The organism is Singulisphaera acidiphila DSM 18658 (genome assembly GCF_000242455.2).
Lineage (GTDB): Bacteria > Planctomycetota > Planctomycetia > Isosphaerales > Isosphaeraceae > Singulisphaera > Singulisphaera acidiphila.
In genome coordinates this window covers 2,629,838-2,642,113 of sequence record NC_019892.1, presented here as the reverse complement: position 1 = coordinate 2,642,113, position 12,276 = coordinate 2,629,838, and the positions used below count along the sequence as shown (strand labels likewise).

The 12,276-nt window shown below is 59.7% G+C and carries 10 protein-coding genes; 8 read left to right on the top strand and 2 right to left on the bottom strand.

Features of this window, described 5'->3' with window-relative positions:
- The first annotated feature begins 483 nt into the window (after positions 1–483).
- The 7 genes from SINAC_RS10515 to SINAC_RS10485 all read left to right on the top strand — a co-directional run bounded on the left by SINAC_RS10515 (position 484) and on the right by SINAC_RS10485 (position 7,797).
- Entirely contained in the window at positions 484–837 is a 354-nt protein-coding gene (locus tag SINAC_RS10515; protein ID WP_020465533.1) for a hypothetical protein, read from the top strand.
- A gap of 94 nt (positions 838–931) precedes the next feature.
- Positions 932–1,789: an RNA polymerase sigma factor gene (locus SINAC_RS10510; RefSeq protein ID WP_315851131.1), complete on the top strand. Its 858-nt coding sequence runs from the start codon at positions 932–934 to the stop codon at positions 1,787–1,789.
- Between the two features lie 178 nt (positions 1,790–1,967).
- The gene (locus tag SINAC_RS10505; protein WP_015245636.1) at positions 1,968–2,330 is read left to right on the top strand and encodes a hypothetical protein; all 363 of its coding nucleotides are present in this window, start codon (positions 1,968–1,970) and stop codon (positions 2,328–2,330) included.
- 107 nt (positions 2,331–2,437) lie between these two features.
- A complete protein-coding gene (locus SINAC_RS10500) occupies positions 2,438–3,064 on the top strand; it encodes an RNA polymerase sigma factor (RefSeq protein WP_315851130.1) in 627 nt (208 codons plus the stop codon).
- Positions 3,065–3,129: 65 nt separating this feature from the next.
- Entirely contained in the window at positions 3,130–4,476 is a 1,347-nt protein-coding gene (locus tag SINAC_RS10495) for a DUF58 domain-containing protein (RefSeq protein WP_015245634.1), read from the top strand.
- Positions 4,466–6,808: a transglutaminase domain-containing protein gene (locus SINAC_RS10490; RefSeq protein ID WP_015245633.1), complete on the top strand. Its 2,343-nt coding sequence runs from the start codon at positions 4,466–4,468 to the stop codon at positions 6,806–6,808. Before SINAC_RS10495 ends, SINAC_RS10490 begins: the two co-directional genes overlap by 11 nt.
- Positions 6,809–6,825: 17 nt before the next feature.
- Positions 6,826–7,797, top strand: a complete 972-nt coding sequence (locus SINAC_RS10485) for an AAA family ATPase (protein ID WP_015245632.1) — start codon at positions 6,826–6,828, stop codon at positions 7,795–7,797.
- Positions 7,798–7,848: 51 nt separating this feature from the next.
- Here the strand turns inward: SINAC_RS10485 and SINAC_RS10480 are convergent, their stop codons facing one another.
- Both SINAC_RS10480 and SINAC_RS10475 read right to left on the bottom strand, forming a co-directional pair.
- Positions 7,849–8,736: a hypothetical protein gene (locus SINAC_RS10480; RefSeq protein ID WP_015245631.1), complete on the bottom strand. Its 888-nt coding sequence runs from the start codon at positions 8,734–8,736 to the stop codon at positions 7,849–7,851.
- 4 nt (positions 8,737–8,740) lie between these two features.
- On the bottom strand, positions 8,741–9,865 hold the full coding sequence (locus SINAC_RS10475; protein WP_015245630.1) for a PEP-CTERM sorting domain-containing protein: 1,125 nt from the start codon (positions 9,863–9,865) through the stop codon (positions 8,741–8,743).
- A 1,300-nt stretch (positions 9,866–11,165) separates the two neighbouring features.
- On the opposite strand from SINAC_RS10475, the gene SINAC_RS10470 reads away from it, so the two are divergent.
- Positions 11,166–12,263, top strand: coding sequence for a peptidoglycan-binding protein (locus SINAC_RS10470; protein ID WP_015245629.1), 1,098 nt, complete (start codon positions 11,166–11,168; stop codon positions 12,261–12,263).
- Positions 12,264–12,276: the final 13 nt, after the last annotated feature.

Genomic DNA, 12,276 nt, shown 5'->3' with positions numbered 1-12,276 from the left:
GTTCGCCGACGGCTCAACCGATAAACGGACCCGCAACACCTCGAACGCCCATTTCTACGACTGGCTTAATACAAAAAATGAAAAAATCTCATGTCTTGATTTTTAGATTATTGGTCGAAGTCGGCGTGACCGTGGAGACGGAACACGTCGATTAACGGTTCCTCCAGAAAACGACCTCCCACTGGTGAAAGCTCACGCCATTGTGGAGCGACTGGGGAGAATCGAACGACCAGATCGCCATCCAATAAGCCTAAGTGCCGCCCGGAGTGAGAAAGTTCCCAGGGTTTCACATGATTTTATAGGCAAGACGGAGGAGCGCGCAATCCCTGAATTTGTCGGTTGACAACGTTGTGAATGCTGTTGAGAATCAGGCGGTTAATCGTCCTCCTTCGTTCGGACCGCGCTGTCCGACCGTCCTCGTCACCCTTCTCCCGGTCCCATAAGCTGGGAGCACCTTCGATCATCTGCGAAGGGAAACGAGCCTTGTCCCGACCTGTTCGGCACATCCTGGTCACATGGCTGCTGGCCTTCTACGGGCTGGTTTCGCTGTGCGGAACGGGGCTGCACTCGCTCGCGGACGCGAATTCCGCGCATCATGACCACGCGGGCGGTCACTGCGACGAAGGAACGAACAAGTCGATCTCCGCCGTCAACGACCATTGCCCTCTCTGCGATTTCCAGTCTCAAGGGCAGCTGCAGGTCAGCACGACGACCCTCACGTCCGCTCGGCTGAACCGACCTCACGTCACGATCGTCTTGCTTCCGATCGTGGCACAGGATCAACACTCCTCCGCCAGCCCGCGCGCTCCGCCAACCCGATTGACGCGCCTCGTCTAAACGAAACAGCCCATCTGGCCGCTGAAGTCGCGGTCGGTCCCCTGCTGCGCCTCGAATCCCTTCCAGGCACTTACTCATCCTCCTCTTTTTATGGATGGGTGGGATCGCCGTTCGGGAAGATCCGTTCGTCGCTGCAATCCGACTTGATGACGTACCGACATCCTGCGCGAAAGTGGCCGCTGGCGGCCCCTATCGGAAGAGCCTACGTGGAAGGTCCGCAATCAGTCGGACTGACCCGCGTGGCACACAAATCAAACAGGAGCCGACAATGTCGGTGAGGACCGCGCATGCGCCGAGAGCGGAACTCGGCCAGGGGGAAGCCCTGAATCGCAAACCAATGAACGGACACAAGCACAAACCTGCGCCGCGGGTTCCCAACGAATCCACTGGCAGCTCTTCGAAATCAGCACCCCTGCAGCCGTGGCATCTTGAGTTCGCAGAGACCGTTGCGCCACACCTTGATCGACTGCATCGACTGGCGAGGCGGATCCTTCGGAGCGATGACATGGCAGAGGACGCTGTCCAAGAAGCCTTGACCAGCCTCTGGCGCGAAGGGCGGATGCCTCCGAACCCCACCGGGTGGCTCTCTCGAGCCGTCGTCCATCGCAGCCTCCATTTGAATCGTTGCCGACAACGGCGACGTTGTCATGAGGAAAAGGCCTGTTGGCACCGCTCGGAAAACCAACACGAGGGAGATGGGTTGCGTGCACTGGAGGCCAGGGAACTCGGTATCCGCATCGAGGCGGCCATCTCGCGGTTGCCCGACCGTTTTCGCGAAGTCTTCGTCCTCAGGGAAGTCGAGCAAATGGACTATGGGGCAATCGCCGACGCGCTCCGGGTTCCGGTCGGTACGGTACGGTCGCGGCTCTCACGCTCGCGTGAGGCGCTTCAGAAAGCCCTCGGCGAATGTGGATGGCCTGGGGACGACGGCGGAAGCCTCTCCCCGGCTTGAGGGAGAGGAATCGCTCCTCCGTCCCTATCCCTTGTGGCGAATCGTTCATGCCTACTTCGTCAGCCAAAGAACAACGCCCCTCGGAACTTTCTCAGGCGGGCGGCACGTTAGTGTGGGGATCAAATTCAGCTTGGAGAATGCTTGTTCCGGCCACCCCGAATGCCCCGTCAGGACAATCGTGAACGTGAGATTTCTGCGCATACTCCTGGTTTCCGCTGTCATCGCCCTTCACCTGATGGTGATGGTTTGCGGCCCCAGTCTGCACGCGTTGCCTGGTATCGGGCATCACGTGGAGTTCGGAGCAGGCGCGGGGGATCGTCACGAGGGCCAGCCCGTCCCGATGCCGCACGGACTCTCCGATGACTGCCTCATCTGCCAGTTCTTCTCGCAAGGGCAGCTCCCGATCACGATCGCGTGCGTGACGACCTCCGCCCTGGTTCTGATCCTGGAACCGGCCGAAATCCCTTCCTTGCTTCCTCATTTCTCACCCACCGTCTCACATCCACGAGCTCCTCCCAAACGAGTGACCGGTATCGCCTGACCGAATGGGTCCAGTTCGCCGTTACCAATCCGCCACATCTGCGGAACGGGATGCCTGCGCCCGGCCAAAGGGGGGCTTGTCCGCTCCCAGACCTCGTCTCTTTCCAAATGCCTGCCGACGAAGTGTCGCCTGCAATCGGAGGATCGGTAAGCCGTATGGAATCGGCATCGCGAGCAGGTCCTCGGCGGCCTTTCTCACATGAGCATTTCGCTTCGATCGTTGCACCATTGTTCGAGTCTCTGGTGAGTGTGGCGCGAAAGGTCCTCAAAAGCGACGACATGGCTCGTGATGCCGTCCAGGAAGCCGCTCTGAGCCTTTGGCTGGAGCCGGAGTGGCCCCCCAATCCACGCGCCTGGTTGATCAGGACCGTGGTTCACCGCAGTCTCCACCTGGCGCGAACGCGGGCTCGACGCCAAAAGTACGAGGCACGGGCCTGTCGGGAACGATTGGAAACGTGCGACCGCGATGATCCGAGCCAGCTTCTCGAAAGCCAGGATTTGTTTCGAGAGCTCGTCGAAGCGCTCGAGGACATCACGCCCGAGCATCGCCACATCCTCGTCCTGAAAGTCATCGAAGAGTGGGATTACGAATCGATCGCCGCGCGTCTGCAAATCCCGATTGGAACGGTGCGTTCTCGGCTGAATCGGTCGCGTAGAGCGTTTCGAAAGTCCGTTGAACGGATCCTTCCCGAGGAGTGCGCGCAGCGAGTCAAGCACAAGAAACAGGCTCCCTGACGACCCATCGAGTGTCGCCGTTCAGCACTCCCTCACCATTCCGACCTGGCTGGAGCTTGATTGGCATGAGCACACCCTCACTCCATCACTCGATCGGTGCAATTCCCCTGATTGTGCGGAGCGAACCGAACGAGGCCGAATTCACATCCAAGTGGAACGACCTCCTCACGCACGACTATTTTCCGAGCGTGAATCCCTACATTCGGTGGATGTGGACCCCCTTGGGGACGCTTGGTCTGTCGGCAGTTGCCGCCGGACTCTGCGGGATGATTCTCCATCCTCGAGGATTCGTGATTCTCGTCGGCATCCTGTCCGTCATCGGGCTCGGAGTTGCCTGGCCTTGGCTCGGTCTTCGCGGCCTGCATGGCACCTTGAACTTCGATCGGGATCGCGCTCGGGAAGGGGAGGCGGTCGGGCTCAAAGCGACTCTCGGCAATCGGTTGCCTTGGGGGACGTGTGGGCTCACGCTCGAGGGAGCCTTTCTCACCAATGGCCCGGCCGATAACCAACCGATCATTGCCGGGTTGGCAGTTTTCCGCGGTTGGCGGACCACGGAACTGACTTTGCGTGTGACCTTGGAATGTCGGGGCGAATATCCGACGCGCCTTCCTCGCGTCGCCAGCGGATTCCCCTTCGGGCTCGTCAAGGCCTCGCGAACCCTTTCGTGTTCCTCAAAGATCCTGGTCTGGCCCCAGACTTTTCCCGTCGGTCCCATTCCCGAGACGACAGGCCAAGGGGTCGATGGGGTCGCCCCTCGCGACAGGTCGGGGACCACCGGCGACATGATCGGGGTCAGGCCCTATCGGCGCGGTGATTCGTTGCGCCGGGTCCACTGGCCCCAATCGGCTCGTCATGATCGCCTCGTCATTTGCGAACTCCATGCGGATTCCGTCCCTCGAGTCCAGGTTCTCCTCGATCTTCATGACGGTGCCCATGCCGGATCCGGATCCAAAGGTTCGCGGGAATGGGCGATCCGAATTGCGGCCAGTTTCTTGGAAGACTGGATCGGCCAAGGCGCGGAGGTGGAGTTTGTCTTCCAGGAGCGAGTCGTCTTCGCCCGCGAAGGTTCTACGCAGGCCAAGCGCGCCCAGATGCTCGATGCTGTGGCGCGGATTGCTCCCGACGGATCGGTCTCGCTGCCTGAACTCCTTGCAATATCCGCTTGCCGCCGGTTCCGGACAGGCCTTCGCGTCGTTGTGACCACCGACCTGGGCTTACGAGGGCTCACCCGACGGCCCTCGCGCGGGGTCAAAGACCTTTTCGTGGTCCTCAGAGCGGCCGCGTTCATGGAGGGAGGTCGGGATGACGAACGCTCCCCGCTGCCCATTGCCCCCTGGATCTGGATCGACGACCCGGCGCGAATCCCCGAGCGCATTCGCCGTGCCTGGAAGGAGGTCCCCCTTGTCCGCTGATCGGGAAGACCCAAACGTGCGCCGACTCACCCTGGCCATGCTGGCTCTGGCCACAATCGCCCTCGAACTGGCCGTCGCGGAACCAGAACGCCCTCCATGGCTCTCCGTTCTGACGACGCTCTTCCTGCTCATCGCACCCGCCACGGCATTGGCCTGGTTCCTCAGTCGCCGCGCACGGTTGGATCCAGGTCCACGAAAGTCATCCCATTCCCAGCGGACGCTCAGCGCTAGTGCCGTCGTCCTATTGATCGTGCTCTTTGTGTCGCCGCTCGTGAGCCGACTTGGTCATCAGATGGGGGCGGGGCGAGGCCTGATGCTTGAGCTCGTCCTGATGGCTGCCCTGAGAAACCTGGGGCTTGGCCTCGGCGTCCTGGCGTATCGGCCGGCATGCGCCAAGCTTGGGGCGCTCATCAGTCTTTTCTTGGCCTTGGTCTCCGCATCGCTCGGCGATGAGGTTTTGGTCATGGCCCCCCTCTGCGCCTATGCCGTGGCCGCGACCTCCTGGTTGATGCTGGTCTACTGGACCAGGATCGGCCTCGTCACGTCTGATGATCGCTCGAAAGGGCTCCCCTGGTCGGCCACGGGCTGGGTATTCGTGATCGTCATGCTCTGCGCGGTGGCGGCGGTCGGACCATCGCGTGCCGCGACAGCCCTTGCAGGGCTAATACCGACCTCGGGTGGAACTGACGGGAAGGATTCGGAGGCGCGCAGCGGAGTCAACGACGGCGACAACGAAGTGTCGGCCAGTGAGAATCCACAGAGTGTCGGGTTCACGCAGAGTGAGGTCTACCTCGATAGCGACCGCCCCAGCCTCTACGACACATTCAATGAGATGTATGGTGAACCGTTCAAAGTCAAAAAAGTCGAACGAATGATTGCTCTCCAATCCGAGAGCGTCGAGGAACAAGAGGAACGACCCGTCGAAAACCTCCAGGCGGGCCGTGAATTCCCCTTGGTACGTCGCAAGCCCGAGCAGTCCTCGCGACGCCCCGGCGAGCGTGCAGCCAAGGCTTTGCTCTACATCAAAGGAGCAACACCGCTTCATTTTCGGATGGCGGCTTACGACCACTTCGATGGAAAGACCTGGCACGAGCAGCCAACCACCAATCTCCTTTCCCCTCTGGAGAATGACTCACAACGAGCATGGCTTCGTTTGTTAGGTCCCATGCCCCCGATCTACCGAGGAACGTGGAATCATCAGATCAAGGTCGGCCTGCTGAACTCCGATGCGCTTGCGGTCCCACCTCATCTGGTACGGTTCCGGATGGGCAGCGTCGACCGGCCCGACTTCTTCGGCTGGGCGCATGACAGCATCCTCCGCATGATCGGCCGAACCGTTCCTGCGGGGACGGTCATCGAAACCGAGTCGCAGACCATCGACCCCAAGCTTCTCGCGCGGCTCCCCCTGCTCCCTGCGCCGGCCCAACCCCTTGTTGAATTCAAGGTCGACCCGGAGGTGGCTGAACTGGGAAAAACCTGGGTTGCCGGTCTCCCTCGAGGCTGGGTTCAGGTCGAGGCCGTTGTTGACGCACTTCGCGCGGGATACCGCTTGGATCGCGGGACGACGCCAACCGACGCTCAAGGGGGCGATCCCGTTGGGGCCTTCTTACTCCAATCGCACCGGGGACCTGACTACCAATTTGCCTCTGCAGCCGTGGTGCTCCTTCGATCCCTCGGCTACCGCGCACGGCTCGTCAGCGGGTTCTATGCCTCACCGCGCCGCTACGACGTCCGCACCCGGCACACTTCGGTCCTTCGCGAGGATGTTCATTTCTGGGCCGAAGTCCTGGTCTTCTCGGGAACCTGGGCCACGATTGAGCCAACCCCTGGTTATGAGCTTCGGTTACCGTCACCCACCCTGGTGGAACGGCTGACCTGCATCCTGGGCCTCGCCGGGCGCTGGATCAGCGAGCATCGTCACGCACTTGGCCTGAGTCTCGTCCTTGTAATCGTCGTACTCTGGCGTCGCCGAGAATGGCTCGACGGTCTGGCTACGCTGGTTTGGCGATGGAATTCAGGGGGAGCCTGGGGATGGTGCGTGCTGGCAACGCTCCGTCTTGTGGAGCAACGGTCAGGTTGGGCGGGCCGCCCCCGTCCTCCCGGACAAACTCCCGCGCGCTGGTATGGTCCGATCGCAAAGGGAGGGGCCGTGGAGTCTCGAGACGATCTGGATTGGCTGGTCCAGCTTGCGGACAGGGTTCTCTACGCACCGGCAAGCATTCCCATCGAACCGACATGGACCGAGCACGACGTTCGTTCGATGTGCCGGCGCGTGGCTCGAGACTGGACGCTCGGGCGGTTCCGGACCTCGGTGGTCAGTCCCACGAGATAAGAAAGGCAGACGAGCCCGTGACCTGCAACTCCACTCAGGCGATTGAGACAGGGCCGAACCTGATCGAAGCGGTTCGCTCCGCGCTGAATGCCGCCCTCCGAGGCAAGTCAACCGTCAACGAACAGGTGCTGGCCTGCCTGCTGGCGCGAGGCCATCTCCTCGTCGAGGATCTCCCCGGTCTGGGCAAAACGACTCTGGCCAAAGCGCTTGCGCACGCCGTGGGGGGCAAGTTCGCTCGGGTCCAGTGTACTCCCGACCTCCTGCCCGGAGACATCACCGGGTTCCGAATCTTCGACCAGCGGACGCGTGATTTCGAGTTTCTCCCTGGCCCTGTTTTCGCCGACGTGCTGTTGGCCGACGAGATCAACCGAGCCACGCCGAGGACCCAGAGCGCCCTCCTCGAAGCGATGGCGGAAAGACAAGTCACGATCGACAACGTGCGGCACGACCTGTCTCGGACCTTCTTCGTCATCGCCACCCAGAATCCGGTCGAGCAGCACGGCACTTATCCGCTCCCCGAAGCGCAGCTCGACCGGTTCGCAATGAAGATCGGAATTGGCTATCCCAGGAAGGAGGACGAGCGGTCGATGCTGGCCTCGGCCGTGGGGACGTCCTCCGCCGTCGAGCACGTGCTTGGTCCACAAATCAGGCCAGAAGAACTTCGCACGCTCCAAGATCGCGTTGCCGGCGTTTCCGTGGGAGCGTTGGTTTGCGACTATCTCGTCGAATTGGCCCACGCCACCCGGACGCACCGCCAAGTCACGCTCGGCCTGAGTCCACGCGGCCTCCTGACCTGGCAGCGACTGGCCCAGGCGCGAGCCTGGCTCAAGGGCCGCGAATACGTCACGCCCGACGACGTCCAGGACATGGCGCGTCCGGTCCTCGAAGTCCGTCTCGGGATCGAACCCGAGGAGACTGCTCGGGTCCTGGAAGAGATCCTCGCGTCCGTCCCTGTGCCGGCCCTTAGACCAACTCGCCTCTTATTTTAATTTTCTGCCAGAGAGTCTTGGGCCGATAACATGCAGTGTAGTGAAGTCAAATCACTTGATTGAGAGAATGAGTCCCTGAACCTTGTAGATTCGCCCCACAGGACCTTGTTCTTGAAACGGCGGCATGACCCAAACCCACTTGCCGAACTCCTCGATATGGAAACGCGCATCGAGATAGTCTGACAGTTCGAGCGTGTGCGTCATCCGGTACATTCCGTCGGTCATCCAATGACCTTCGGGGTCCGGATGGACAAAGCATCCTTGAATGGTTTCCGAGAGGTAGATCCGGCCGTTGGGCGCAACGAGCCCGTGCAGGGTCTCGACGAAGGCCCGTTCCATGCGTCGCGCCAAGTCGTACATTGCCTGGACCCATCTCGTCGAGGCGCGGAACCGTTGCAAATGCTCGGGAAACTTGGAACCGAACAGCGACAGCGTCTGATTGCAGGCTTCAAGATGAAGCTGACACAGGACACAAGAGGCCACGACGAGGTCGTAGCTCCGCCCCGTGCTGAAGACTTGGGGAGTTACCGCGTCGGCAAGTTCTGCGATTCTCTCGATGGCTCGATCAGGATCGTCGGTCACCCCCAGGGATTCGGCCACGCGTTCCAAAAACGGAACCGTGACCCCGGTGAGATCCGCCACGAGTCGGTGAACTTTCGACGTCTGCTCGGAGCTGATGGAGACCCTCTCCAGCAACGATTCCTTCCAATCGTTGAGCGTGACCGACGCAAAGCGATCGGTCAGGGCCGGTAGAGGAATCTCCTGGCAAGAGCCGGCCCCGAGGATGATCGCGTCTCCCGGCGAGACCATTTGGGACGCGTAGAGGATCATTCCCTGGCTAGCCGCAAGATGTCCATCGACCACGGCAGGGACACGGACCCACCGGCGCGGTTCGTTCGAGCCAAAGGCCGTCAGCGGTGGTTCCGGTATCATCGACATAGCATTACCCGATACGAGGCTCAGGGTTTGAGTTCGGCAACGTTGCTGTGGGCGTTTCCACGTTGCCCCCCCTCTGTCTCCGCAGAGCAAAGACAGAGGCAAGCGCACCCGAGGCCCACAAAACCATGGTCGACGGTTCAGGTACAGGTGCGGCCCCTACCTCCTGGGCTGTCGGTCCCGTGAGCACGTATCCTTGCTGACAAAGCAGGCAATGGCAAGACAGATTGGGGGGGAGCGAGGAAAGTCCGAGCATCTCGGCCCCCATCGCCAACGCGGGGTTGGAATGATTCCTGGCGAGACGAGCCAGAATGTCCGCGGTGGCTTCTGGACTGAACTTTGTGTTCGGCGAAGTTAGCATATCCCAGTTCGCCGCTGCCGCGTCAAGATAGGTCCCCGTCTGGTCATGGTGGGTGGCCACACCGAAGGCGTGCATCAGCTCATGGGCAATATTGTGTGCATCCGCCCACTCGAGTTGGTCCACCGTTTGGGCGTAGTTCAACTTGTCGATAAAGCTGAAACCGTTCCCGCCAATTTCAGAAATCCCGATTGCATTGGGATTCTGAGCATACGATGCGCCCGAGACGACGCTCACGGTATGCGCCACTTGGGCGTTGGGATCGAGCGTGAGATTCACATTGATCCCGCTGTTCAGGAAGGTTTGCTCGACGTTCTTCATGACCGTGTTCGCAAAGTCCGACTGCTGCTGGGGCGTCGGTACGCCTCCAAAGACCTTGGTGACGGCCGGACTCTCGTACCAAGGCTGGATCGTTCCACTGGTCATCAAAGGCGCCCCGGCATAAATCCCGGTCCCGAAGTTCAGGTAAGCATCGGGTTGCGCCGAGGAAGAGGAAATGGACGGCGTCGACACCGGTGCCGAGTACGAGGGGGCAGGCGTCACGGGCGAGATCACGGGAACCGGGATCGTTGGTGCCGCGCCGACAGGTTTAGGGACGGGAGCAGGCTCGAAGCTCCGCGCATAGGTGGGAGTTCCAACCACGCTTCCGCTGGCTTGCGACCAGAAGGTCCATGCCCCCGACCCGCTCACCGCTTTGATCGGGTCGGCGACGGCCACAGTCCCGAGGGCGACCCATGCCAGAATGCCCAAGGAAACCGTCTTGCGAAAGGACATTGTGAACCTCCTGTTCGTTGGCAGGACAAACTTCATCAGGGTGATTCTCTCGACTCGATGCTCGACTCCCCCCTCACCGAACACGATGCTCACTCACTCAAAAAAAGGAGCATGGCGAGGACGTTCTCAGGACGTCGTCATTCCCGTTTGAACGTCAGAATGGGGGGGAGAGAGCGATCAACGAGTGGCTGTATTCAAGCAAGTTGTGAGTTCTTCGCCAGGGGTCATCGCATTCGCGACTCGTCACCTGCACAACAATCGAAGGCCCAAAAGGGCATGGCCCATTTACAGTACACTTCGTGGAGCCGGATCAAAGGGCGACATTCAAGCTTTCGATTGATTGAGAACGGTATCGTCCAATGAGCCGTTCCAACGGAGGAGTTGTCGCAGGGCATTCTTCTGTCAACTCCGGTCGAGGGTCATTATTGACTTCTCATCTCTCAGAACGCAATCGCAAGCCCCCCTCGTTTTCAGGCCAAATCGCCCCCATCGCACCCCATTTCGCTCCCCCCAATTTCGCGGCCCCCACATTCCTTGCAAACACTCCCAAACACCCCACTCGATTGTTGACAAATTAACATAAAACAAAATCCAGAGTTCTCGCGAGACAGCCATTGGCCCCAAATCGGCAATCGCGAAACTCTGTTCATCGATCCACTATTCCCCCTTCGCCGATTTAAGAGACTTCTCAAGAGTGGAGTGCCGAAGCCGACAAAAAGGTTCCCCCATGCCGGTCAGGGCCTGCGATTTTGTCTTTTTTAGCATAAACAAACAACGACTCTCAAGAGTGAGGCCCACAACGACGTAGCTCGTCCGCGGGACTTGCCCCATTCTTCAAGGACGCTTGAATCCGGCTCTCAAATTTCCTGCTTGCCTACGGAATGAAATTGCAAATCAATTTCAAAATTGATCAAATAATCAAAAATTTGATTTACTGAAAACATCACGATAATTCTGGCAAAACAAGATTTCAGAGTGGCCCGCGAGAAATCTCAAAGTACGGAGTCTCGTTCCGAATCTCAATTCGCGAAAAAAAAACGTGTGTAAACGGAGAATTTGCGTGTCCCAGCACGCGTTCGATACCGTAGAGTCACTGCGATGGGAATCAACATCAACCGGTTCCCCTCGCAAGAGTGGAGGGAGATGCATTCCTTTCATTCACGCATCCATTCCGACCAAAAACGATTGCGAGAGACCGGAACACTACAATCGGTGGGTATGGTGCCCCCGGTTGTCTGAACGTGCGACACCTGGCGGCTCGCCCAACTTGTGGCGATCCGAATCGCTCGGAGGTCGTTTGATGGCGAAGTCCATTTCCGCACCGGTCGGCGAAGGTGGGAGTAATCGCACCGCCGACGTGAAAACGATCCAGGAATTGCTCAACCGGATTCCGACGTCCAAGGGAGGGCCTCAGCCGCTCCTGGCGGTCGATGGACTTGTCGGTCCCAAGACGATCGGGGCGATCCGAAACTTTCAGAGGTTTCATTTCGGATGGAGTGATGGACGAGTCGACACGAATAACGTCACCATCGCCAAGCTCAACGAACTCGCAACCGGCCCCCCTGCCCCTCCCCATCCTCCGGTTCGCTTCGAAGAGACCAAGGTGAACAACGGATTCGATAAGAAGGTCAATCCGCCCTGGCAGATGGTCCCGGTCGCCGGCTTCAAACTCGTCAAGGTGACGAACACGAACGGCGTGACGTTTTCATGCAAAAACCCCGCCATTGCCTCCGTGGTCCAGATCAGTCCCAACCTGATTCAGATCGGCGGTCTTTCGCACGCGACGACTCTGATCGAGGCAAAGGATGCCAGCGGCAACCTGCTCGGAACCTTGGAGGTTGCCGTGAAGAACAAGAAGACGATCGTGACCTCCTTCTTTTATGTGGAAGACTCGGCCAAGCCCGTTAAACACAGGACCACGCGAAGCCTCGGCGATGAAGTCAAACTGACGAAACTCGTCAACGACATCTACGAACCGCAAGCGAACATCGAGTTCAAAGTGCGATCGGCCAAGCCTTTGGTGATCAACAAAGACCTGGGCAATGTGGTTCGATGGGCCCGGGCGATTCCCGGAGTTCCCTTGAGTGAGGACGAGTGGGAACTGATTAAATCCAAGCGCGATCCGGGCGCGGATTACAATGTCTTCTTCGTCTGGGAGTACGAGCAGGACGCCACCCCGAACATCGACGACGTGGAAGCCGGCACAATCGATACGGACAAGATGACGATCCTGGAAGATAACCTGACCGACATCACCGCCGACGAAGTCCTTGCGCATGAGGCAGGCCATTTTCTCAAGGTCCACGATCACTCGACAGACTCGGACGATTTGATGGTCGGTGCGGGGAAGAGCAAACTGAAAATACCCAAGGCGCATGCCAACGTCATGAACCCGTAGCGGGAGGCATGGT

What these genes read in the sequence shown, in the direction of transcription:
- SINAC_RS10510 (WP_315851131.1), top strand. Translation starts at nt 932, where the DNA reads ATGGGTGGGATCGCCGTTCGGGAAGATCCGTTCGTCGCTGCAATCCGA.
- SINAC_RS10500 (WP_315851130.1), top strand. Translation starts at nt 2,438, where the DNA reads ATGCCTGCCGACGAAGTGTCGCCTGCAATCGGAGGATCGGTAAGCCGT.
- SINAC_RS10495 (WP_015245634.1), top strand. Translation starts at nt 3,130, where the DNA reads ATGAGCACACCCTCACTCCATCACTCGATCGGTGCAATTCCCCTGATT.
- SINAC_RS10480 (WP_015245631.1), bottom strand. Translation starts at nt 8,736, where the DNA reads ATGTCGATGATACCGGAACCACCGCTGACGGCCTTTGGCTCGAACGAA.
- SINAC_RS10475 (WP_015245630.1), bottom strand. Translation starts at nt 9,865, where the DNA reads ATGTCCTTTCGCAAGACGGTTTCCTTGGGCATTCTGGCATGGGTCGCC.
- SINAC_RS10470 (WP_015245629.1), top strand. Translation starts at nt 11,166, where the DNA reads ATGGCGAAGTCCATTTCCGCACCGGTCGGCGAAGGTGGGAGTAATCGC.